Source organism: Leptospira tipperaryensis, from assembly GCF_001729245.1.
Lineage (GTDB): Bacteria > Spirochaetota > Leptospiria > Leptospirales > Leptospiraceae > Leptospira > Leptospira tipperaryensis.
Window position 1 is genome coordinate 3,714,108 of the sequence record NZ_CP015217.1, and the last position, 24,123, is coordinate 3,738,230.

Annotated in this window: 22 protein-coding genes; 4 read left to right on the forward strand and 18 right to left on the reverse strand. The window is 41.9% G+C overall.

Going from position 1 to position 24,123, the window contains the following annotated elements; translation table 11 throughout:
• Positions 1-4: 4 nt before the first annotated feature.
• The 5 genes from A0128_RS17510 to A0128_RS17530 all read right to left on the reverse strand — a co-directional run bounded on the left by A0128_RS17510 (position 5) and on the right by A0128_RS17530 (position 6,932).
• Positions 5-907 (reverse strand): M48 family metallopeptidase, encoded by a 903-nt coding sequence (locus A0128_RS17510; protein ID WP_069608683.1) that lies wholly within the window; start codon positions 905-907, stop codon positions 5-7.
• Positions 908-4,702: a DUF2339 domain-containing protein gene (locus A0128_RS17515; protein WP_069608684.1), complete on the reverse strand. Its 3,795-nt coding sequence runs from the start codon at positions 4,700-4,702 to the stop codon at positions 908-910.
• Positions 4,703-4,790: 88 nt separating this feature from the next.
• Positions 4,791-5,378, reverse strand: coding sequence for a hypothetical protein (locus A0128_RS17520; RefSeq protein ID WP_069608685.1), 588 nt, complete (start codon positions 5,376-5,378; stop codon positions 4,791-4,793).
• Between the two features lie 257 nt (positions 5,379-5,635).
• Complete coding sequence (locus A0128_RS17525) at positions 5,636-6,181, reverse strand: YceI family protein (protein WP_069608686.1); 546 nt, start codon at positions 6,179-6,181, stop codon at positions 5,636-5,638.
• 13 nt (positions 6,182-6,194) lie between these two features.
• Positions 6,195-6,932, reverse strand: coding sequence for a hypothetical protein (locus tag A0128_RS17530; RefSeq protein WP_069608687.1), 738 nt, complete (start codon positions 6,930-6,932; stop codon positions 6,195-6,197).
• A gap of 150 nt (positions 6,933-7,082) precedes the next feature.
• Here A0128_RS17530 and A0128_RS17535 point away from each other — a divergent pair, with 150 nt between their 5' ends.
• Positions 7,083-8,063, forward strand: coding sequence for an aldo/keto reductase (locus tag A0128_RS17535; protein WP_069608688.1), 981 nt, complete (start codon positions 7,083-7,085; stop codon positions 8,061-8,063).
• On the opposite strand, the gene A0128_RS17540 is transcribed toward A0128_RS17535, so the two are convergent.
• The 10 genes from A0128_RS17540 to A0128_RS17590 all read right to left on the reverse strand — a co-directional run bounded on the left by A0128_RS17540 (position 8,060) and on the right by A0128_RS17590 (position 17,020).
• Positions 8,060-11,038 carry a PP2C family protein-serine/threonine phosphatase gene (locus tag A0128_RS17540; protein WP_069608689.1) on the reverse strand — a complete coding sequence of 993 codons (2,979 nt, stop codon included), beginning with the start codon at positions 11,036-11,038 and terminating at the stop codon, positions 8,060-8,062. The two genes, A0128_RS17535 and A0128_RS17540, sit on opposite strands and share 4 nt — an antisense overlap.
• Positions 11,025-11,462 carry an ATP-binding protein gene (locus A0128_RS17545; RefSeq protein WP_069608690.1) on the reverse strand — a complete coding sequence of 146 codons (438 nt, stop codon included), beginning with the start codon at positions 11,460-11,462 and terminating at the stop codon, positions 11,025-11,027. The genes A0128_RS17540 and A0128_RS17545 overlap by 14 nt, the downstream gene beginning before the upstream one ends.
• 8 nt (positions 11,463-11,470) lie before the next feature.
• Complete coding sequence (locus tag A0128_RS17550) at positions 11,471-11,812, reverse strand: STAS domain-containing protein (RefSeq protein ID WP_069608691.1); 342 nt, start codon at positions 11,810-11,812, stop codon at positions 11,471-11,473.
• A gap of 1 nt (position 11,813) precedes the next feature.
• The gene (locus A0128_RS17555) at positions 11,814-12,737 is read right to left on the reverse strand and encodes a hypothetical protein (RefSeq protein WP_069608692.1); all 924 of its coding nucleotides are present in this window, start codon (positions 12,735-12,737) and stop codon (positions 11,814-11,816) included.
• A gap of 205 nt (positions 12,738-12,942) precedes the next feature.
• Positions 12,943-13,302, reverse strand: a complete 360-nt coding sequence (locus A0128_RS17560; RefSeq protein ID WP_069608693.1) for a VOC family protein — start codon at positions 13,300-13,302, stop codon at positions 12,943-12,945.
• 1 nt (position 13,303) lies between these two features.
• Positions 13,304-13,609: a hypothetical protein gene (locus tag A0128_RS17565; RefSeq protein WP_069608694.1), complete on the reverse strand. Its 306-nt coding sequence runs from the start codon at positions 13,607-13,609 to the stop codon at positions 13,304-13,306.
• Between the two features lie 15 nt (positions 13,610-13,624).
• The gene (locus tag A0128_RS17570; RefSeq protein ID WP_069608695.1) at positions 13,625-14,158 is read right to left on the reverse strand and encodes an RNA polymerase sigma factor; all 534 of its coding nucleotides are present in this window, start codon (positions 14,156-14,158) and stop codon (positions 13,625-13,627) included.
• 578 nt (positions 14,159-14,736) lie between these two features.
• The gene (locus A0128_RS17580) at positions 14,737-15,705 is read right to left on the reverse strand and encodes an NAD-dependent epimerase/dehydratase family protein (RefSeq protein WP_069608697.1); all 969 of its coding nucleotides are present in this window, start codon (positions 15,703-15,705) and stop codon (positions 14,737-14,739) included.
• A gap of 77 nt (positions 15,706-15,782) precedes the next feature.
• Positions 15,783-16,361: a TetR/AcrR family transcriptional regulator gene (locus tag A0128_RS17585; RefSeq protein ID WP_069608698.1), complete on the reverse strand. Its 579-nt coding sequence runs from the start codon at positions 16,359-16,361 to the stop codon at positions 15,783-15,785.
• A 32-nt stretch (positions 16,362-16,393) separates the two neighbouring features.
• Complete coding sequence (locus A0128_RS17590; RefSeq protein WP_069608699.1) at positions 16,394-17,020, reverse strand: FMN-binding negative transcriptional regulator; 627 nt, start codon at positions 17,018-17,020, stop codon at positions 16,394-16,396.
• Between the two features lie 496 nt (positions 17,021-17,516).
• On the opposite strand from A0128_RS17590, the gene A0128_RS17600 reads away from it, so the two are divergent.
• Positions 17,517-18,983, forward strand: coding sequence for a potassium/proton antiporter (locus tag A0128_RS17600; RefSeq protein WP_069608701.1), 1,467 nt, complete (start codon positions 17,517-17,519; stop codon positions 18,981-18,983).
• Positions 18,984-19,300: 317 nt separating this feature from the next.
• Here the strand turns inward: A0128_RS17600 and A0128_RS17605 are convergent, their stop codons facing one another.
• On the reverse strand, positions 19,301-19,729 hold the full coding sequence (locus A0128_RS17605; RefSeq protein WP_069608702.1) for an SRPBCC family protein: 429 nt from the start codon (positions 19,727-19,729) through the stop codon (positions 19,301-19,303).
• Positions 19,730-19,921: 192 nt separating this feature from the next.
• On the opposite strand from A0128_RS17605, the gene A0128_RS17610 reads away from it, so the two are divergent.
• The gene (locus tag A0128_RS17610; protein WP_069608703.1) at positions 19,922-20,635 is read left to right on the forward strand and encodes an SOS response-associated peptidase; all 714 of its coding nucleotides are present in this window, start codon (positions 19,922-19,924) and stop codon (positions 20,633-20,635) included.
• Between the two features lie 30 nt (positions 20,636-20,665).
• Here the strand turns inward: A0128_RS17610 and A0128_RS17615 are convergent, their stop codons facing one another.
• Positions 20,666-21,784: a helix-turn-helix domain-containing protein gene (locus A0128_RS17615; RefSeq protein WP_069608704.1), complete on the reverse strand. Its 1,119-nt coding sequence runs from the start codon at positions 21,782-21,784 to the stop codon at positions 20,666-20,668.
• Between the two features lie 133 nt (positions 21,785-21,917).
• On the opposite strand from A0128_RS17615, the gene A0128_RS17620 reads away from it, so the two are divergent.
• On the forward strand, positions 21,918-23,654 hold the full coding sequence (locus A0128_RS17620; RefSeq protein ID WP_069608705.1) for a C45 family peptidase: 1,737 nt from the start codon (positions 21,918-21,920) through the stop codon (positions 23,652-23,654).
• 71 nt (positions 23,655-23,725) lie between these two features.
• On the opposite strand, the gene A0128_RS17625 is transcribed toward A0128_RS17620, so the two are convergent.
• Positions 23,726-24,109: a hypothetical protein gene (locus tag A0128_RS17625; protein ID WP_069608706.1), complete on the reverse strand. Its 384-nt coding sequence runs from the start codon at positions 24,107-24,109 to the stop codon at positions 23,726-23,728.
• Between the last annotated feature and the right edge of the window lie 14 nt (positions 24,110-24,123).

Below are 24,123 nucleotides of genomic sequence, written 5' to 3' on the forward strand. Positions count from 1 at the left end.
TTTTTCAGGATTTTCTACCTTCAGTCCATTCTTCTTCGTAGTCTTTTTTTTCGAAGGTGATTCTGGATTTTAAGTTTCGAACTCCTTTGTATTTCCGTTCCTCCGGATGATTTTCCCACCAGAGATTTGCCTTTTCGGAAAATTTTTCTCTTCTCAAATCCATATGCGGATGAGATTGAAAGTATTCGCTGAACAACTTTGCTTTTTTAGAACCGGTTTCAGGATCGTATTTTTCCAGTCTCAAAAAAGCGAGCCCCACCCCGTTGGGATCATACGTAGTGTTCAAAATCAAATCGAATGCGTATTCGTCGGCTTCGTCTTCTTGAGTTTTGTTGTATGCGTGCCTCGTCATTACTTGAAAAGCAAAGTCTGCGAGCTTGCCTAACGTATCCGTTCCGATTTTTTTTGTCAAAAGCTCAAATCGAATCCCGTCCATACAATGCGATTTTTCGATATGTCCGATTTCATGGGAAAGAACGGAAATCAATTCGTGTTCCGATTTGAGAGTTGTCAGAAGCCCTCTTGTTACAAAGATAACTCCTCCCGGAAGCGCAAACGCATTCGGGGATTCTTCTTCCATGATATAAACGCTGTAATCAAAAGGTTTCTGTTTATAGATTGTTAGAGAAACTATCAATTGATTTAGATAATCGTAATCTTTATCGCCTACGTTCTTGAGTTCGGAAAAACGTTCACGAATCGCGTCTCCGTATTCTTTTTCATCCAAAGAATCCACGGACAACACTTTGGTCAGAGCTCGGTTCATCGTACGTATCGGTTTCCCGAGAATCTGATAAAAGGGAGCTAACGTGGAAGTCCTTTCGGTTTGAATCTGTTCCCGATACAACAAAACCATGAGAACTCCGCCAAACGCCAAAATTCCTATAAAAAAAATCAATCGTTTCATTTAAAACCGATCCCGGTATTTATTATAAATCATATTCATTAAAAGCAATATACTTCCCACTCCCAAAAAGACCACGGCCTTGAGAATCGTTCCGGCCGAAGACAAATCGTGAATCACCAATCTTCCCACGCAGAACAACAATAACCCGAGGGAAAGATATCGAAACCAGGATTCTTTCAAAAACAATCCGAGGAGGAAAATCAAGAACGCGAGCGTCGACCAAAGAAGCGTAAGGACCGCGCTCGAAAAAGACCAGTACAAGAACAAAAAGATTCCTATAAAGAAAGGATAATATACTACTGCGTTTAAATATGCTCCGGTTTTTTCCGAAATTCCTTTTAAAAAGCCAAGCCCCGTTGGAAATGAAATTCCTTCCTTTCCATAGCCTCTGTAGGCCCTATAAACAAATAAGAATAAAAGGAGAATCGTCGATACTCCGGGAATCCACTTTGCCTGATACCACTGAGCGACCGGATTGTCTTCGGCGGAAACGATAAACGTGAGATAAAAGCAGGCAACGAGATGAAATAGAATTCCATACCAACGAAATCTGGAAAGACTTTCCGACTTTCTAATTCCGATCTCCAAAACGAAAAGGGCCGCGAGCGAAAAGGCAACACTCACCCAAGATTCGTTTAAGGTAGAATACGATATCAATCCCACAAACAAAAGACATCCTTCGGCTAACAAAGGAACGACGATCTTCCAAAAAGAAACGGATTCAGTTTCTTTAATATTCGAAGTCGCCCAGTAAACCCACACAAGAAGACCGAGGAGAGCGATCCAGTGGGCCGCCGATAAATATCCGATAAACAGATACGAAGATTGCAAATCCACGTAAACATAATGTCCTGAAAAAGCGATCAGACCAAACCAAGAAGCACGTTTGAGAAAGTCCGATAAAATTCCGACCGATTGGGAACTGGTCCTTCTGCTAAAAAACTGACCCAATTCTAAAAATAAAACGGATAGGAGAGCCCAAGCCGGTCCGACGATCAGATTTGAAATCGGCGAAAGAATATCTTTTGTGTAAACATAAACGCCGATTACGACTCCGAAAATTCCCAAATAACCGGGCAATAAGTTATAGAATTTTTGAAAGAATCGAAGAGGTGTTTTCCAAATCCGAGTCCATCCGATAAAGCAAGATTCCAATTCTTCCAAACTCAATTTTGGAAAGATAAAAAAGATGGAACCAAGCTGAACAAATATCGAAGCGATCTGAAATCCTCTTTGTTCCCAAGGAAATCCATTCTGAGTCACAAAGATCGTAGATTCTCCACCAAGGAAAATTTCCACGTTCGTCCAGATAAAGAAAAGATAAACATACAACGCAAATCTTTCAGTCTTGAGCGATTTGATTTTAGATAAGAAAAATAGAATTAAGGTCGTTAGTGCCATCGCAAAGGAAAGAATCCTTCCCGGTGTTTCGGTATAAATTCCGATCACGACGATCGCGATCAACAGTTCCCAGAAAAGAGGTTGTGCGGACGCAAGCCAGGACACGGAAGAGAACTCTTCTTCCGGGAATAAAACCCAATAGAGAAATAGAGAAGCGGCGAGAATCTCAATCCAGAAACGCGCAGGAATACCGAATAGAATCGAAGAAGCCTGGAACTCCACAGTGAAATGTCGGAATAAAAATAGACCTGCTAATACGAACGCGAGAATATAGAAGGAGTGAAAGAGTTTCTGCTGTTCCGGCGGCTTTTCCTTTTCATTCTTGCGAGACCATTTCCCCAGCTCAAGATACAAAAGAGAAAGAAGAATCACAAACGATCCGAAGAGAAGGGAACTTTTCAGATTGAGATAAAAATAAAAAGTAAATACGAGATGAGCAGTAAAACCGAAAATTCCGGGCCAATAGATTTTTGTCTTATTCTCTGCGATCTTACAATTCTTGAGATAAACTAGAAACGGAAGAAGCCACGGAAGTGATACGATCAAAATTCTTTCGGCGTTTTCATCCGTGGAAGAGGTGATCGATTTCCAAAGAGTCAACGTGACCAAAGGTGTGAGAATCCAAACCGTAAAAAGAAGTCTTCCCGAAGAAAGTCTTTCTCTCAAAATCAGAATGACGCTTAACAAAATCGCCGGAATCCAAATCCCGTATGTTTCTTTGGAGAAAAAGAGATAAAGAGAAAACAAACCTCCACCGGCTAACAATCCCATGGCGGTCATGAGTAAAGAAGTGAGAGACAATTCTTCCTTAACGATCGGAAACTTTCTTTCCAGAATTCCGATAAAACCGATCAAAGCGAGGATCAACAAACCGTATCCAATCTGAGATGCGAGGGCTTCCTGAATCACAACACCCGGAGTCGGAGATTGAAAGAATTCCTTATAGGAAAAGAAAATCAGAATTCCGAATACAAGTGTTGTCAGAGAAAGAGAAACTCTTTCCAAAAATCGGTTGTTTTCTTTAAAACAAATCCAGGAGAAGATCAGAATCTCCAACGCCAAGATCGCAAGGATCGAAAGATTTCCCAAACTCCATAGATGAAGCGAAAAGATCGCAAGAACGATCAAAGACTGAGAAACCAATCGATCGGTTAAAAACAGCCAAGAGATTTCTTTTCGTTTTGCGTTCGAGGAAAGAAACCAAACGATTCCCGCCGCCAAAAACAAAAGAATAGTACTGTATTTCGATTTTTGAGAATACTGAATTAGACTGATTCCTAAATAAGACCAGTTGAGAAGATGACTGACCAAAGGAAACAATTCGAATTCTTTCTTTCCGTAGAGAGTTTCCCGATAATGAACGAGTAACGCGCCGCAAAACACGGGAAGAATACAAAGAATCGGAAATACAACTTCTATACCTACGGGTTTGGAAACGGAATAAATCTGATGATTCCAAAATAGATGGGCCGCAAAAAAACCTGTACTTACTACGAGTAAATGCAACTGTCTTTTTTCGGAATAGTTCCAGACAACTCCCGGCAAACAAATCAAAGCCGTTACACCTAACGTAAATCCGGAAGCTTGAGGAATTGAAACCGCAACCAGTCCTAAAATCGTATGCAAAGAAGCGAATGTTTCATTCTTAGATCGATAACCCGTAAAAAGATTGATTAGAATTCCCGAAGCCAGAACAAACAAGGCAATGTAAGAATTTTCCAACCACTTTAGAGTTTCGATATAACCGCTTCCCAAAGAAACAAAAAGAAAGACCGCGGCCGCGCCGCTTCTCAGAGCGAGTGAAACCGTTTTAAACTCGGATTTTTTTCCCAACCATAAAGAAAGCCCAAAGAGAACTCCGGCAAAACTCAAAACGAGAAGACAACGAAAGAATGCCGAAAGGATGAATAACGCGTAGATTCCAAGAAAGCTGATTCCCGCGACAAGAATGACCGCGCCCAAGATTCCGGTCCAATTTTCGGAAAGAGGTTTTTCGATTTTTTTCCAGAATTGAACAAGAAGCCCCGGTTCTTTCGGCACCTTAGGCAAAATTGGTTGTTGTGGTTTTGCAACTGCAGGCGTAGATTTTGTTTCCGTTGGAATCGTCTTCGCCGGCGTAGGAACTTTCGCTTCGGTCTTGACTACGATTTTTTCGGAAGTCGCTTCTTTGGACTGGATAGGCGCGGATTCTACAATCGGAGCAACGGGCTTTGCTTTGACCGCGGGTTCTTCTGCGAAGCTCGCTTTTGTCTCGGGTTGTTTTTCTTTTTTGAGAGATAATTCTAAGATACGAATTCTGGATTCTAATTCTTCAACCTCTCTTTTTAAACCCTTCGATTGAAAAAAAGTATAAAGACCGAATAAAAATAATACGAATATGAGGAATGGTTCCAAACGAATGCTCCGGAAGGAATCCTCTCGTCCGTTCCTTTTTAGTCAAATCAAACTAAAATAAAAAATAAATTATCAACGAATCGAATCGTTAAAACGGCAACAAGGCTCTCAAAGGAATCGTGGCATTGGGTAACCACATTAAGATTCCAACCCCGAAGATAAGAATCAACCAAACGAGTTTTCGTTTAGAAACCGGCGATCCGCTCTTCTTTTCGGTCTGCACAAACCAAAAGATACAAACAAGACTGAAAACAAACTCGATGAGAATCGCAACGTGCGGAAAGTAAAGATACGAATTCAAAGAAACAACCATAGAATTCGGACTCAAAAGCTGATGTTCAAATCCTACGATCAAATCGCATAACACGTGAAATACGGTCAAAAATCCGCACCAGAACGAAAAGGCCCCATTCTTATAAACGGCAAAAACGATCGCCGAAACAATTCCACCCTGAAAAAAAGCGGGAATCAAATTGTGACTGTACGTCATGTGCACTTGCAGATTCTGAAACGTTGCGTCCAACAAAGAGGTGGGAATCGTAGGTTCGATTCCAACAAAGGCTAAAAACAACCATAGAAACTCGGGGATGTTCGCGCAAAGGAGAAGAATCCAGAACGGATACTTTTTAAATTTACTATAAGGAATGAGCGCGGACGCGTAGTGACCTAAAATCATATTTCTTTTTTTGTAACCACGTAGTTGATCAAATACATTCCAAGAAAGTAAAACAATACGAGCGTAAAGATTAGAGAAGACATGATATGCTCACTTCGTTCCAAAAATAGACGACGGACTGAATTGAGTCCGAAAGAATTTGTCTGTCAAGAAATAATTCCTAATTCTTTACTTAAGAATTTTCCAAAACCGGATCGGCGCTTGAGTGAAATGAAAGCGCCGTTTTTGTCGCTGCAAAGAATGATTACATATCATTTTTAAATTTTAATCAGAAAATCGAATCCGATTTCGATTTCTTCTTTGGCCTTTACAAAAAGTAAAGAAGGTCTTTCCAATTTAAAATCGGAAAACTTGATATAGACCGTCCCCGCGACCCGGATTTGGCCGGCGTCCTTCGATTCCACTTTTGCTGAAGATTCGAAGGATTGTGTGGTTCCGTGGATCGTTAGTTTTCCTTTGATCGAATACGATTCTCCCGTTTGAGAAACGGATTCGATTACGACAAGAATTTCAGGAGTATCAGGATAACCTAATATTTCCATAATATGCGAATCTCTACTCTCGTCTCCGGAATGAAGTTTCAAGACGGGGACCTTGATCTGAAACGGAGCGAGGAGTTTGTATCCGGTTCCCGCGGCTTGAATTTTGGGAGAATCGATTTGAACTTCCTTACAAACTCCGTGCACTTCTTTCATAGGATGAATTGCAAAAAACGTAATTTCTTTTTTTAATACTTCGGACGCGAAGTTGGGAAGAGAAAATAAAATCAAGGAGAAGAATAGGATACGATTGAGATATTTCATTTTTTTAGTTTCCTTAGAATGTGATTACGAGCAAAGAAAGAGAGAGCGCTCCGAAACCGGCCCACCCGACTTGTTGCATGTCTCTCGCCGCTTCCGGGCCGTGCTTTTCGATTCTTTGACCGAGCGAAGGTAAGAGCAACATCGCCGCCAAATGAATCGGAATCAAAGCCTTGTGTGCGAAGATCGGGCTGTAAATGTTCACGTCCGAATCCTCAGAATCTACGATTCTTTTCGGAGCGAAGTAAGCAAGTCCAGCGGTCAAAGCATACATTCCAAATGTTGCATATGCCAGTTGTTTATGAAAGGAACCCGAATTCTTCGCCTCCCATTCTTCTTGCGACTTTAAGGCTAAGTAAAGCGGAAGGTTGTTTGCCGGATCTTTGAGTAAAAAATAATCCGCGGCGATGCTATTTTGATTCAAACCTTGAAACGCGGCCACCGTATAGAGAGGATCGTTGACGGCGTATTCAGGATGTGTAAGAAGTAAAACCTGCGCGAACTCGTCCGATTTTCGATAAAGACTATCCTTTGCTTTTTCTCCTTCCAAGTTCGTCGCCAACCAAAGACCCAGAGTGATAAAACCCGAGATCTGATGCCATTCCAGCATGTTTCTTCTTTTCGCAAGATCTTGTTTTGTCGGCTCGATTGTTTTGGAAGTTTTTATTTCTGGCGGAGCGGCTACCTGTGCGTTCAAAGCGGAAGCGCCTAACAGGGCAAATAGGATAAACGTACAAATCCATTTTCGAATCATGAAACTATTCCTTGACGGTTTTGGAATTTCAACACAGTATAAGAATAGAATTTCGTTTTACAACCAGATTCTATTCTTACCTTAAAATTGTAAAAAATTACATTTAAGATTTCTCAAGATAAAAATATCCACAAGGAATGTCTAACAAAGATGACTTCATTAGGAACACAAGGTTTGAAAACATCCAGGATCGGCTTAGGCTGTATGGGTATGAGTGAATTTTATGGAACAAGGGACGATTCCGAATCTTTAAAGACTCTCGGAAGAGCTCACGATCTCGGAATTACTTTTTGGGATACGGCCGATATGTATGGCCCTTATCTCAACGAAGAATTACTGAGTCTCGCTCTCAAAGGAATTCGATCGGAAATTACTTTAGCGACAAAGTTCGGGATCGTAAGAGATCCATCCGATCCGACGGTTCGAGGTTACAATGGAACGCCTAAGTATGTTCAATCCTCTTGCGAAGCGAGTTTAAAACGTCTGAAAGTCGAGACGATCGATTTGTATTATATGCATCGTATGGATCCGAACACTCCGATCGAAGAAACCGTCGGTGCGATGAGCCGTTTGGTGGAACAAGGTAAGATTCGATACGTCGGCCTTTCCGAAGTGAACTCGGATATATTAAGAAGAGCGAATGCAGTTCATCCTATCTCCGCATTACAAAACGAATACTCTCTTTGGAGCAGAGAACCGGAAGACGACATACTCGGTACTTGTAAAGAATTAGGAATCGGCTTTGTTGCCTACAGTCCGTTAGGTCGAGGTTTTTTAACGGGACAGATCAAGAAGTATGAAGATTTCGACGCAGACGACTATCGTAGAATGTCCCCGCGTTTTCAAGGTGAAAACTTTACGAAGAATCTGGAGCTCGTCCGAAAGATCGAAGCCCTCGCGAAACTAAAAGAATGCAAGCCGTCGCAGTTGGCCTTGGCGTGGGTGATAGCGCAAGGCGACGGTATCGTTCCGATTCCCGGCACTAAAAGAATTCCTTATCTCGAAGAAAACTTCGGCGCCTTAAAAGTGACTCTTACCAAGGAAGACCTAATAGAAATCGATTCTATCGCGCCTAAGGGAATCGCAAAAGGTGCACGTTATCCGGAATGGAAAAAGAATACGGTTAGTTAACTTTTCCGTTTCATAGATATCATCGCAATGTCGTCGGAGAGTTCCGAAAAGCCGGAACTTCCGATGCTCTTTCCGGTATAAGCATCCAAGTCGTCAACGACCGCCTGAATCACCTGAGCCGGTGTTTGATTTGCGTTTGCGGCGAGAACTTTAAACAAACGTTCCTTTCCATACATAGTTCCTTGCGGGTTTCTGGCTTCGTCAAGGCCGTCCGTGTATTGAAAGAAGATATCGCCCTGATCCATCTGAAACGTTTTGGGTTCGATCGTGGTTTCAAAAAAAGAATTCTCATCCATTCCAATCGGAAGACCTCCTCCGGGAAGTTCTCTTAATTTTTTTTCGGAAGAATCGTATAACAGAGGTTTGACGTGGCCCGCGGAAATGTAACGCATCTTAGCCGAACTCTGGTCGTAGATCGCGATAAAAAAAGTAACGAAAATATGATCGGGAGTATCCGAATAAAGATATTCGTTCAATTCGAGAAGAATTTTTCGAAGATCCCTTTCTCCTTTTCTAAGAATCGAACGAACCTGAGCGCGGAACAAGGACATGACGATCGCAGGACCGACTCCGTGATTGGAGACGTCGCCGACACAAAGTGCGACTTCGGTTTTACTGAGCTCGATAAAATCATAATAATCACCGCCGACTCCGGCCATCGCTTTGTAAAAAGCTCCAAACTCAACTGCGTTTCCGAGGTTACTCGGAAGTTTATCGGGAAGAAGACGTTTCTGGATTTCCTCAGCCGCAAGAAGTTCGCCTTTCATCTCTTCTCTGTCTTTTAGACCGTGGGTCATTTGATTGAGGGATTCGCTGAGAATTCCAATTTCGTCATAACCTGCCGAAGGAAATTCTACGTTGAGATTTCCTTTCCCGACTTCTTCAGTTTTATTTATGATCACTTTGATTCGTTTCGCCGCGACCCATGCGAGAAGATACGCGAGTAAAACGGCAAAACCGCCGATCAAAGCCGTATAACGCAGAAGTTCTTCGCGGTTCTGACGGATCTTACGTAAACCTTCGGTTCGATCTAGAAGAACGATATTGTATCCTAGGTGATTTTTGAGGAGAAGATCGTAACCGAGTCCCTTTGTTTCCCCTTCGATGTCGCTTAACAACGGAGTGGAATCCAGAGCCCACATCCACTCTTCTGCTTCGCTCCTACTTCGGATTAAAATTCCTGAATCTAAAATCGGAAGTTTGGACTTGGGAAGTTCGGTTTCCGAGTTTCCGCTCAAAATCCATTCTCGGAGAAGAGTCCATTTTTTCTTCGTAAGTTTTCTTTCCTCTTCGTCTTTCCAATATCTTCTCATCGAATTGGAATCGGAACGATAGGGAAGAAACGCAAATTCATCCAGAGCAGCTTCTCGCAGTCCTGCAATCGTATCCGGAACTTGAAAAAGAGCGAGCTGACTCCAATCGTCTTTGTTCGCTTCCAAACGTTCCAAGGATTCTCGCACTTCCTCGGCTTTGGCTTCCAAAGAACGGATCCTTTCCTGAATCTCTTCCGGCGAAATTTTAGTTTCATCGGCCTTTGCCGGCATTACTTCCTTTTTGCGCCAGAGAAGAAGCTCTTCGTTTAATGATTTTGATTGGACACTCAAGGAATTTTTTTCCGATTTCCAATCTTCTTCCCATTTTTTCTGAGCCTTTTTATAAGGATTCAATTCTTCTAATTTAGTTTCTCTGCGTTTTAAGATCTTTTTATACTGAGAATATAAATTCTTAAATTCGGAATCGGAGGAAGGTTTTGTCTTTCCCGTTTTTCTCAGCTCGGAAAGACGCCCCTTCAATGTTTGAGAAAGTTCTCCTAGGTTTAGGGAGAATTTTTTATCTTCCTCTAAATATTCTTTCCAGCCGCTTAAATTTTCGGAAATCTCGTTTGCAAGAATTTTGGATCTTTCTGCGGTTCCCGGATTTCGAAATACGGAACGATACGAGACTTCGTATTGTCTTCCGCCGACCTCGTAGTTTTCGGGTTCTCCATATTCTTGAATTACCTTTAGTATATCTTGATTTTGGAATAAACCGGCGCGGCTTTCCTCAAACTCTCTCAGGCTCAGTAACTTTTTTCCGGTCCCAGAAGACTGAGGGAACAACAAACCGGTGTCCAGAGTTTGTTTTCCGGAAGCGTCATAGGCGAGAATTCGAACCTTATCCGGAAGAAGACCCAAGGAGGCAATTTTATCCTTGTAAGCGCCTCTAAAAAAATTCTGAAGCGTTTTTGTAAGAGCTGTTTCACCTAACGCGGATTTATTTTCTAAACCTGGAATATCCTTGCTCAGGGTTTTACTTTCTTTCAAAAGGATTTCTTTTTCGGAAATTAAAGTATTCTTCTTTTTAGAATCGGATTCGGAAGCTGAGATTTCGGTTTCCAAATTCTTCAACTCTTCTTCGATTTCTTCAATCCTTGCGTTCGCGGATTCTACGTTTATTCTTGCGGACGCGGTTTGTTTGGCCAGACTCAACATCTTTTCATAAAGTTTAGAATCGATAGGAGCCCCGTTTTCTTTTCTCAATTCTCCCTTTACCTTGTTTTCAAATTCTTGAATTTCCTTTTCGGAAAGATAACGAGTGAAATAAGTATCCACCGATTTATGATAATAATTGTATTTTACTTTTAAACCTATGGACGCGCCGAAAGATTTGAGAGCTCCGAAAAGTCCGCCTTCTTTTTGAAGAACCTTTCTTTTGAACTTACTAAGTTGTTGTTTTTTTTCTTTGACTCGAATCTTAAATTCTTCGATCAAAATCAAACTGTGACTCAGGTTTTCGAGATCCAAAACCGCGCTATTCACGTATTCGAGAGGAGCCTTGAGTTCCGAGTTCATCTTTTCTTCCAAGGCATTCTTCTGTTGATTGTAATAGATGACGGAAGTGATCGCGAGAATGGAGACGACAAGAATCGCCGTAAAAAAAGATAACTTAGCTCGGATGCCCGGAAGGAATTTCCGAAGGACTTTACTTCGAATCATTGTCTTTCCTCGAATGAATTAAGGTGAGTCGATTTCGTTCCGGACGTTTGAGACGTCTATAACGAACCGTCATGATTTTTTTGAGGGAACGTAAACCGAAACCGCCGTCGGCTCCGGTTTCAAAAAGCTCCTTCCAAGTATCACTTTTTTTTAATGTAGGGTCGAATGGAATTCCTTCATCCGTAATCGTAAACCGCCAAGAATTTTGATTCTTACGCATTTTGAGTTCGACGTTCGATGGATTGTTATCGGGAAAGCCGTGTTCGATCACGTTCGTAATCGCCTCGTCAAGGGCGAATACGAGCCTTCCTCGAATCAAATCGCCACATTCGTTTCCAAGAAAGTTTCGAACCTCTTCGCGCACTTTGACGAGTTCGGAAAGATCGTTCGGGAAGATGTGGATTTTTTCTTTTTTCGCATTCATCGCGCGGCTCAGAATCCGGCTAACGCGTCCTTTACGGTCTCAAAAGTCCGGATCTTTTTCGTAAAATACATAAGGTCCATCGTATCCCTTACTTCTTTTTTTATATTCGAAAAAACTAATTCTCCGGATTTCTCTTTTAGGAATTTAAGAATCGAGTTCAAAACTCCGATCCCTGCCGAAGCGATATAAGAAACTCCCGAGAAATCGCAGACGATCTGAATGGAACCGTTTCCGATCGAAGACTCCAATTTGAGCTTGAGATCCGGCGCCGTCTTTGCGTCAATCTCACCTTGAATCTGAAGAATCAAAAGATTCCCTTCTTTTTTTTCCTGAATAGTAAGTGTCGCCATTTTAAATTCCCTTTTTAATATCTTTCATTATATCTTTTTCACGTATGATGGCGTAGAGTCTTCGTTCCAATCCGTCGATTTCGTAATAATATTTTGAGTTCGGATCGCCTTCGAAAATATGCGCGTATTTCCTGATTCCTTGAATCGCCTTTTTGAGATTTCCCTCGAGAATTCCTTTTGTAATCAGATAGTAGAGTTCGATCGCCAAGGAATCCCTAAGATTTTCTTTAAAAAACTGATCTCGTTTTTCCAAAGCGCCAATCAGATTCTCCACCTCGGGCAAATTGTATTCCTCGGAATCGCTGAATTTTATAATATACGAAGATAATAATTTTTTACATTTGGGAAGATCGTTCGACTTCGTCGCCGTAAGAATCATATTGTAGAGACGATGCACTTCCGTGTTCAAATAAACTTTCTGTCGGTGTGTATCAAGTTTTACGGGTTCTAAAACGCTCTTCAATTCTTCGGGAGAAAAATTTTTGATCGAATCTTCAAAGAGTTTTTCACTTTTGGATCGATTGAGTTCCCTGAATTCCGCGAGAGGTTTTTCTATGACCGAAAAAAATTCCAAAGACTCTTTGCTTTCCGCAACCGCTTCTTGTTCTTGAATCTTTTCTAAAAAGAAAATACAACTGTCTCCGACTGCTGACAAATTCTCACCCAAGGAATGCGAAACCAAACGTTTGCAGTGTAATCCGATCGTATGTACGTAAGCCGGATCTTGAGAATCGGATTGTATCTTGTCGATGATCTTGCCCGAGGTTTGAGCAGAATGCGATTTTTCTCGCTCCCAACCCGCATACATCAACGGATCGATCAAATACTTTCGAAAATTCTTTTTTCCGGATAAGGCAAGAAGGCGAATCGTCTTGATAAATTCTAAAGCGAGGGGTGGAGGGATTGTGTTTCTTAGATTCGGCATGGGGAAGACGGGCGTTGGATGAATCGACGAAATTTTTCCTTAATTTCCGTTCGTACCGTTAGGTGTTAACGGTACGGAAGAATCCCGACTTATTTAAGAGAGTTCTGCAAATTGTAAAGTAAAAAGAAACCTCGTTGAGAAAATCAAACGATAGAATGAGAGGACATATTTCCGTTTCAATTTTATTAGAGAAATACGTCGAAACTCAACATATCAATTCCACGAGATATCCATCGGGATCCTTGAAGTAAATCGAACGAACCAAACCGTGATCCACTATTTCAGAAACTTCCATTTCCAATCGATGAAGTTCGTCCTTGGCTCGGTCAAAAGAATCCGGATCTACTCGAAAAGCGATATGATCCAAGAGATGTCTTGACGTATTCTCCTCTCCTTTTTTTAGACTCGATATCACCAGAGAAATATTATCTAATTTTAATGTTTTAATATTCTTTTGATCTGAGTCCTCGAGACTCATTCCGAAAAGCGTCCTGTAAAAAGCGACGCTCGTTTCCGGATTTTCGGAGGAGATTCCGATATGATCCAAGTATTGTAACTTCAACATCTTATCTTTCCTCTTTCGATCCTCTTCCTTCCATACGACGGCGAACTCTTTGTTTCCAACGTCTTCCCCTTCCATGTCCTCCTCCCCTGTGCCATCCGAATCCAGGTTTGATCAAGAGGTGAGACAATACGAGAAGCCCGCAAGCCTGCCAATAATCGATCGTAGTCAAACCGAAAATCGCGGGCATAAGCCAATTCCAGAGCTGCCAAACGAGAGCTCCGATACCGAAAACGATGATCGGTATAAAAAGGATTCTTCCTAAAAAGAAACCTTTTCTGCAATGGTGATGTTTCATTTCTGATTCCATATAAAATTCTATCCTTTAAAAATTTTCGAGGAATAAGGATTTTAAATCTTTGAGCCTTCGATTTAAGAATTCTTTTGCGTAAGTCTTTCGAGCCGAAAGAGTTCCTTCGGGAATTCCCGTTTCCAATGAAAGTTCTTGGAACGTCTTTCCTTCAAAAGAATTTTGAACAAAGGCAAATTTCTGATCCGCGGGAAGTTCATCGATCGCGATCGCTAATTCTTCCAAGAGCAGAGTTCTATAAAATTCTTTTTCCGGATTGGGAGCCGTATCGGGGAGATAAGAGTCCAACAAAAATTCTTCACCTAACGCGGATTGACGATACTGTCCGGATTTTCGTTTTCGATACCAATCCTTGACCTTATTTCTCAAAACTGCGTACGTGTAAGCGATAACGTTCTCTATCTCGCCGGCGGCGTTCATTTCACCGAGAGCGGATACGAAAGATTCTTGAAGCAGGTCTTCCGCTTCTTCCGGATCCGCGACGCGGTACCGTATCCAAGCGAGAATCTTCCTTCTTTCTCTGCGGTAGAATTGTTCCAATGAAGCCAAAGTTTTTCTTGATTCCTCGAAATCGAAGTCGTTTGAAACGGGAAATCCCTGGATTTTTTTAATCCGAAATCGGAATTTTTCAAAAAAATCGATTTTGTTTTATAAGGCTTATGACCGAAGGATTCTTATCAAAGTGGAAAAAATTTTACAAACTCGGTCCCATTCCTTTAGGATCGCAGATTTTCCAATTTAGGGTCTTCTATCAAAATCTCAGACTTTAAACCGAACAAAACATCGATTGATTCTCTTCAAATGAGGAAGTTTTTTTGAGAAAGTATTCCTTTCGAAAAGGCCTTTCTTTCTTGAGATTCGAATGAAAAAGGAAACTTCATTCGATAAATTGAATCACGTCTCCAAATCCCGAAGAATTTTCTTTTTCGTAAAAAACTGAGGATAAAAAAGAGTTTGTTCTCTCCGGTTTACGAAGAGAATTTTTGGACGGAACTCCGAACTCTTGAAGAAAGTTTCCTCCAAAAGAAAAAACAAAAGTCCCAGGATATCTGAAATCGGACTTCAAGTCCGCTGCAAGAAGAATTTCAGAAGAACCCCTTTGTCGGAACAACGACAAAGAAGAGAATTCAAACTCCGAGAACAGGCATTTCCGCCAAACCATCCCGAACGGTAAGAAGAGGTTTGTAACCAAGATCCTTTTTCGCGTTGTCGATTTTGATCGTGCAGTCTCTCGACATGATACTCGCGCTAAAACGGGTAAGAGGCGGCTCGTTTTGAATTCTAAAAAGTTTCCAAACTCCTTCTATGATTCTCGCGAGAGAACGAGCAAGCCAGCCCGGGATGGAACGATTTGGTGGAACGATCTTCTGAGTCAAAAGAAGAGAACTTAGAAAATTACGAAATTTGAATGTTTCATCGTCGGTAATAAAATAAGCTTTTCCACCTTGTCCTTTCGAAAGAGAAAGGTCGATCGCGTGAACTAAATTATAAATATGGGTAGTGTTCGTAAGTGCGTTTCCTTGATCGATCCAAGAAAAACTACCGTCGTTGATCATCTTTAAAAGAACGGGAAGTACGGTTTTATCACCGGGACCCCAGATCAAACGAGGTCGAAGAGAAAGAGTTTGCATCTCCGAAGAGTTGGCTTTGAGAACGAGTTTTTCAGCTTCTGCCTTTGTGCGAGAATAAGGAAAGGGAGAATTTTTTTCCGGATAAGGATACGATTCGTCGATATCAATCATCGCTTGTCCGTAAAAGAGAGCGGCCTCGGTTCCGATGAAGATAAATTTTTTGACGCCTGCTTTTTTAGCCGCCTCCAGAAGTTGCACCGTTCCTTCCACATTGACTTTCCAAAAATCTTCGAAAGGTCCCCATTGCTCCACATACGCGGCGCTGTGAATCACGACGTCGATCCCTTTCAAAGAATCCGGCTTCACGGAATTCAACTCAGAACGGATCGGTTCACCCCCCGCTTTTCGAATCACAGCGTCGGTCTTTTCCGAACGGGACATCGCCTTTACGGAATGATTTTTAGATAGAATGCGAGTTGCGGCCTCTCCTACAAAACCGGAAGCGCCTGTGATAAATAGATTCATTCTTTCTCCTCAAAATTAACTAGATAGATCGCTCTACCAACTGGATTCTAAAAGTAAAATCAGTCAAGAAAATTCTCTCAAATAGGAATCAATGTATTCAGAACCACTTCCAATTGCTTCCGAACGGCGTGTAAGGGCGCAATGCTACGATGAGCCCGACAAAGCACCAAGGCGCCTTCGACGGCCGCCAAAAGCAAGGTTGCTACGGATTCTACTCGAGTTTCTTCCAATCCCGATTTCAGAAGAACGTTTTGGAGAAGGTTTTGCCACTTGAAATATGTCTCCGAACAAACCTTCTGAATTCGATCATTCTCCGCGGCAACTTCGAGGACGACCGTCGCGATCGGACAACCTTTTTGAAATCCGGATTCTTCCAATTCCTGCGCGAGGTGATCGGTAAATTCCTGAAGCACTCCAAAAAGATCCGTGTGATGTGCGACGGCGGCTTCGATCTGTTTTTCGAGCCTTTCTCCCGCGCTCGAAATCGCCGCGGCAGTCAATTCTTCCTTTCCATTTGGAAAATGGTGATACAAAGAACCGCTCGGTGTGTCGCTTAACTTTAAAATGTCTTTCAACCCCGTCCCGTGATATCCCTTCTCTTGTAAAAGTTGGGCCGTAGTTTGGATCAATCGTTCCCTGGAGCTGAGTGGTTCCATTTGTTAACGATGCGAGTTGGTCGATTTTTCTGTCAAGGTGAGTTCGAATTCTTCAAATTCTCCCGCATCCAACGACCAATAGTTTTGGAATTCTCGTCCGGCATTTTTTCGAGTTTATCCGCCACTCGGGTCTGAAATTCGACGGATTTATTCTGACTCAGTTTAAACTTTCCTTCCAACTTCGTGACTTCGATTTGAAATGCAACGAGACCTTTGATCGTCCTTAAAAAGTAAGGATCTTCGAAATCCAATTTCCAGTCCGGCGAAGGTTTGATTTCGTAAGAAGCGACGAGTTGGGTAATTCTCTCCTGAGTTTGAAGATCATCCAAAAAACTTAGATTCCCCGCTACATGAACGGCAGCGTAATTCCAAGTCGGAACAACATGCGCTTCCCCGGTCCAGGCTGGAGAAACGTAACAATGGGCCCCCGGAAAGACGACCAAAACCGGTCCTTTGATTTTTTTCCAGTGATCGTTGGCGCGAGCGAAGTGCCCAAAAAGAAAAAGTTTTCCGGATTCATTCTTCTCGGGATGAAATACGAGATGACTCGCTTCCAAAGAAGCATCCGAACCGGAGGTAACAATTCCGAACGGATTTTCTCGGATAAAGGAGATCAATTTGTTTTCGTCTGTTTCTTCAAACGCTTTTGGAATATACATAAACTCAAAACTCCTTTATGCAAAAATCTAAATTGAGATTTTTTTTATTCTATAAGGATTAAGGATCGATCCTACTTTCATTTTCATTTTTTTAAAAATTAATTTAATCGATTCATAATACGATAAGAATCCGTTTTTCAAAATGAAAACATCTCTTCCGAGGTAAAATCCACCTTTGCGAGAACTCCTAAGAAAAGAATCCATAGAATACAGGAAGATCCGATTCTTCCAAAGAAGTTTTTCTCGAACCCAAGTGTACAATTGAGATTTTGGAAGCTGAAATTACGAGAGAAAATTCCTTGTACGAATTCGGAGATCTTGGCAAAAAAGCACTGAGAGAAGGAGAAGGTGCGAATTCGAGAACTTCTTGGGTCTAAGGAACAACCTGAAAGAGGCTCTTCTCGAGTCGTATCTTTAAACGTTGAAAAAAGGATGAGAAAAATTCTATTTCTTGTCTACGATCCATAAAAATGGAATCTTACACTTACGGTATTGAATGGAATTTGAAGTCACCACTCTTGTCTTATCCGGTCTGATCATTCTCAGTATCGGTCTTTTACGCATTTCTTCTAAGTTCGGACTCCCCTCTCTTCTTCTCTTTCTCATGATCGGAATGGCCGCCGGATCGGACGGTCCCGGAGGAATCGACTTTGACAATCCTCTCCTTGCAAGACAGGTCGGTTCGATAGCGCTCGCCTACATCCTCTTTTCCGGAGGATTGGAAACCGAATGGCTAAAGATCAAACCGGTTCTCTGGAAAGGAATTCTTCTCGGGAATTTGGGAGTTTTGATCACAGCCGCGGCGATGGGTTTCTTTTCGGTTTATGTTCTCGGATTTTCACCGATCATCGGATTCTTATTGGGCGCAGTTGTTTCTTCCACGGATGCGGCCGCGGTATTCAACGTACTTCGAACCAGAAATACGGGGATGAAAAAAGGACTGACCTCTCTTTTAGAACTCGAATCGGGAAGCAACGATCCGTTAGCCGTTCTTTTAACGGTGAGCATCTTGAGTCTTTTGGGGCCCAATCCTCCGCAAGCCGGAGAATTGGCGCTTCATATCTTCATGCAGTTTTCGATCGGAACCGGAGCCGGTCTTCTCTTCGGATATCTGATCTTCAAAGGACTCAATCGGATCAAGTTGGAATACGAAGGATTGTATCCCGTCTTGATCGCCGCTTCGGTGCTCTTTGTATATTCCGCGACGGAATTGATCGGAGGGAACCCGTTCTTAACCGTTTACATCGCGGGGCTTGTGTTAGGAAATCAATCCTTCGTACACAAACGAAGTAATCTCAGATTCTTAGATGGAATCGCTTGGTTGATGCAGATCATCATGTTCTTAACGTTAGGCTTGCTTGTATATCCGAGTAGAATACCTCCTCTGTTCGGAACTGGAATTCTATTCTCGCTCTTTCTTGTATTCTTCGCAAGACCGATGGCCGTTTTTATCTCACTCTTTCGATCGGGATACAATATAAGAGAAAAACTTCTAGTCTCTTGGATCGGACTTCGAGGCGCCGCTCCGATTATCTTGGCGACGTTTCCATTCGCGCAAGGAGTGGAAGGTTCGGAAAAAATCTTTCACCTCGTATTCTTTACCGTTTTGATTTCGCTTCTATTTCAGGGAACGAGCGTGCCCCAGGTTGTAAAATGGCTGGGACTCGACGCGCCATTGGAACAGAGGGCCTCTTATCCGTTTGAATTTGAAAATCGGGAGCAGAGCGATTCCAATCTTTTGGAATTTATCGTTCCTTACGGATCGAGCGTCGTAGGAAAGTTTGTCTATTCCTTAAACTTTCCCGAAAATTCTTTGATCACGTTGATCTATCGGGGCGACGGTCATATAGTTCCAACAGGAAAAACTAAATTAGAAGAAGGTGATGTTCTTCTGATTCTAACTCCGAAAGGAAGCGAAGAAAAAATTCGAGAAATTCTTTCCAAGATCGAAACCGTCTCTTAATTTTTTTCGGGCGGCTCCTGCTCGAATTGTCCGAAAAAGACGGGATCGGATTTTAACAGTCGCAGGAACGAGCTTGTTCCGCGCTTCGGCTAACGCCTACGGTCGTCTCTTACGAGACGACTGCTTCGCACGCTTCACATCTCTGCCGCGTTGGTCTCACTCCAAAAAAAGGAACACCCACGGAAAAGAAACCACTCAAAATGCTCGCCATTCGAATTGGAAGCGAACTGGAAGTCCGAATGCAAAGAAAATTTCAGAAAAGCATTCCTTGTTTTGTGGGAACTATGACAAAACCAAAAATACTACAAAGGCAAAAATCATTTCTCCAGATGATCTTTTAGGATTTTCAGAGAATGATCCCATCCCGAATTCGAATGTTCAAAGGAAGTTTCCGTAGGAAAATTTTCCTGTGTTAACGAAAGAGTCGTCGAAGTTCCGTCCACGCTCAACTCCATCGTGATCACGGAATAATTTTCCGGAATATCGGGAATCCCCGAGAAAGTGCTCCAATAGTTATACTGAAAAACCTTTTCTTTTTCAAACTTCAAAATCGTTCCGTGATCCCGATAGGTTTGATTTTCCCAAATTCCCGTAAAAACGATCGGACTTCCGACCTTCCAATCGGAAATCGCCTGTGTTCCGTAAAGATAAAGCTTGATCACTTCCGGATCGATCATCGCGCTCCAGACTTTAGAGATAGGGGCTTGAATGGAAATATTTTTCTTGAGCACTAATTTTGGATTCATCTTTTCCTCTGAACAAATTGAGAATTCTTTATAACATAAAATCGATGGAAAGAATTGTAAAAACGCGACTCATTCAAAATTTTTAGAAACTTTAAGAAATGATCAAAACAAAACTCGTTCCGATAACTTTCTTTCCTATCTTGACGGAACCAAACCGTCGGTGATTCTTGGAAAGAATCCGATCGAATCCCTATGTGTAACAAATTTGCGCAATCCTCCCGATGGTCCAAGGCAAACTCATTTCGCTTTGCAAAATCAATAAACGAAGCACCCGATCGATATAACGTTTCCTTTACGGAAGGCGCATTGATCATCTTAAAACCCGGAATCGATTATACGGTAGAAGACGCGATGTTCTGGCTGGTTCCTTCTTGGTCTTCCAGTTTAAAAAATGCATTCGAATTCACTACGTTCAATGCAAAATCCGAAACCATCTTCGAACTCAAATCCTTTCGGGAATCGATCCTCCACAGTCGTTGTATCATACCCTGCGACGCGATTTACGAATCGAAAGGACCATCCGGAAACAAACAACCCTACGCGATCCGAATGAAAGACGACGAACCGTTCGGCATGGCGGGAATCTATTCTCGTTGGAAAGATCCGCAAACTCAAGAATCGCTTCAGACTTTTTCCATCATCACAACTCCGGCGAACGAACTCTTTGCGCTCTATCATGATAAAAAGAGAATGCCCGTATTACTTCCGCCTGAGAGTTACGAAGCTTGGCTCGATGAAAAAATAAACACGAAAGAATCCATTTCCCGATTCTTTCAAACGTTTCCTTCCGAAAAGATGAGAGCGTATCCCGTTTCCAAACAAATTCATTCCCGTAACAATCGACTTCAAGGAGAACGTTGTCTCGAAGACATTTCTTCCTTAGAAAAATCGGAAAGTCTTTTTTAAAAAACAATCTGTCTCGGATGGGCAGATTTTTTATTCGCGGTTCTTCTTTTCCTGAAGTTGATTCTTACGATAAAGCGCCGGTGAAAATCCGGTTGCTTTCAAAAATTGAGAGTTGAACGCCGACTTCGAATTAAAACCGACTTCAAAGCCGATATCCAAAACTCCCTTGTGAGGTTCTTCGATCAAAAGTTTGCAAGCTTCCTTTACTCGATAATGATTTATGAGTTCGTAAAAACTCATCCGGTGAACTTCGTTGAGATAACGAGAAGTCTGATGTAAACTCAAGCCCAAACCCGCCGCGAGATCGACCAAACGTAATTCTCCGTCTCGATAAAAAGATTTTTTTTCCATAAGATCGTTCAATCGAACGTTCGCCTGTTCGATCTCCTCCGAAAGAAGAATCGTATTCTGATACTTCGAATTCTGAATCGCGACGCTCATCTCATTGAAGAATCCCGGATGATTTTCGCGAAGAACAAATAACAAAAGAATGATTCCACTGATACAACCGGCTCCTGTTTTAAAAAGAATTTCATCTTTGAAAAAGAAACCGGTTCCGATCAGTACGTTCGCAAAAACGGGTAAAAGAAGAATCGCCCAGACCAACTTCAATTCATAGATCTCGTATTTGCTCGATATTTGACGATAGACTCGAAGACATAAAATAGAATAGAATGAAACTTGAATACACGCGATAAAAGTCGCGAGATGAATCCAATCCCATTGAAATCGTAAAGAACTTTGAACGATAAGTTCCCTGAGCTTATCCGATTCTTGAAAAAAATATAAAATCTCGAATAGAAAAAACAAAAGCGCCGGAACAAAATGAAACCAATACTGAAAAACGATTTTTTTTAAAACAACGTTTCCATCCGAAATTTTTTGAAGATGTGATTTTACATAAACATAAACGAGCGGACCGACCAAAGTGATACTCGTAAACAAAAGAAAAAATACGTAAGGGATCGCAAGAATCTCCGGTTCAAAATACCAAGAGTATCGAAGCAAAATACTTCCGGTGAGACAAAGAATCGCAACGAGAGTTGTATTGACCTCGGTCTTCTTTACAAATTCTAAGATTGAATAAAAGAAGGCGTTGCCCGCTCCGAAATAAACGAAGTAGGTCAAACTCGAATTCAAAAATTCCATAATGTAGTTCGACTCCTCATTTTAAAATCCAGTTCCGATCTTCGCTTTCCAAAAGGACCTATCCGATAAGATCGAACAGCCCGACCGATCGGTAAGGTCGACTCCGATTCTTTCTTGTGATATTCTCGACTTCATGAACCGTCAAACACATCCACTTGCCGTATTACAATTGAAAGGAACCCAAGAAGAAATGGGACGTCAATTCGGAGAAATTATGAAGAGCATCGGACAATACGAACCGATCTTTGATTATTATCCGGTTATGGCTCGCAATCTACTTTTAGGAAGTTTACCGAGAAATCGACGCAACGTTCTTACCAAAGGATTCTTATCCATTTGTCTTAAACTCGCACAAAATCAAATGAGAAAACACAGGCCTCTTGATTTTTCTAAACGGACAATCGCGGCGCTTCAAGCAACGGGTCAAAGTCCGAAGATCGAAAAGGATCTTTTTACGATGGACGCGTTTCAAAACTCCGTCGGACTTTTAGGAATGATTCAGATGTTACCCGAACTCGCTCATATCGGAGAATATGGAAAAACACAATTGGTTCCGGCGTGTACGAGCGCGGTCGTGTGGGGAAATCAGAGTAAGGATAGAATGTTGTATCACGCCCGGAACTTTGATTTTCCGGGAGTCGACGTATGGGATCTCAGACCGATCGTAGTATTTTGCAATCCTGCAAGAGGACTTCGTTATGGTTACGTGACTTGCAGAGGAGCCGACGCTCCGGGCATCACAGCATTCAACGAATCCGGTCTCACTCTTTCTTTTCATACTAGGTTTCATAAAAAGGTCGGCTTTAGCGGATTAGGCGTAATCGACTTCGGACACAAGATTATCTCGGAAGCGTCTAACATTCATGAGGCGGTTGAAATCGCACGCAAACATAAGATCGATTCTACTTGGGGAGCGATTATAACCAATTATCGAGAAAAAGGACCAAAGGCAGCGATCATAGAAACCAACTTCGGAACTATGGACGTAGTCTATTCTCATCCTGGATCCGAATCTTTTGTAAATACCAATCACTATCTAAGTCCGAAATTACAAGAGGGAGAGATCTTGGCTTCTCCCGTATTTTACAATCATAGCCTGAGCCGTTATAAAAGAGCACAACAGATTCTCGCCGATCAAACTTCGAGAGGAACTACCGTGGAAGATCTGCAAGAATTGTTAAGCGACACGATCGATCCGAACAGCGGGGAATCGAGAATCATGGGATCAACGATTCGTCAGATCACTTCGGTAAAGTCAGTCGTGATGAGTCCGGAAGCTCAAAAAATTTATGTGTCCACCGGCTGCGCTCCCACGGGAGACGGACCTTATTTAGAAATTCCGATCGTTTGGTCTGAAACACCCGGATACAAAATTATAGATCCAAAAGAAAATTCAAAATCGAAAAAGAAAACTTCACAATCTAAGAACCGTTCCGCGATTCAACACTACAAAGAAGCGATGTTGATCAACGACAATCCGAAACTCGGCGGAGTGATCGAAATCTTAGATCATTTGGAAAAGGCGAAACAACTTACCAAAAAAGATCCCACGATCTCGTTTCTCCAAGCGATTCTCAAATTGGAAACGGGACAATGGAAGGAAGCTTCCGATCTTTTGGAAGAATCTTCGAAGTTAGAATCGGGTTCCTGTCGAAAAGCGCAAGCCCAACTCTGGTTGGCCAGAACTCAATCGGCACTCGGTAACAAAAAATCAGCTGCCTATTTTTACGATCAAGTCAAGAATACTTCGAACGCAGTCGATGGAATGATTTGGAAAAAGAAAGTCGCTTTGGATAAAGGATCGTATCCGAAGAGAAAACTTCGTCAGGTTACGCCTAACTTTCTTTTGGTGGACGTGAACGAATTGTAGAGATGAACTCGAAATTTTGACTTCATTTAAAAGAGCGAAAGAACCGCTTAATCCTTTCTTTTCGCTCTATATTAGAATATTTGAAAGATACTGAACAGAAGAAGAATCAATCCGAGAAGAAAGCCGAAACTCCCCAATATAAAATAACCAAAACCCAAGATTCTAGCAAGAAAGGACGGGATTTCAGTTTCGTAGATCCCAGGAATCACCGATTGTTTAGCCCTTCCCGTAATCATTACAGGCAAACCAAATTTTGTGGCGAACCAAACTCCCCCGCTTAAAATCGTCAAAGAAACTATCGGCACAAAAAATTCAGAATGTTCTTTAAAATAGTCACTAAGGATAGGAATAAACAAACAAGCCAATAGAATGCCCATACTTGTTATGGCAAAAATGGTCGAAATATCTCCGATCTTTTGAATGACGTCTAACTTTCTTTTTAAAAATGAAATCATAATTCTTGAATGAT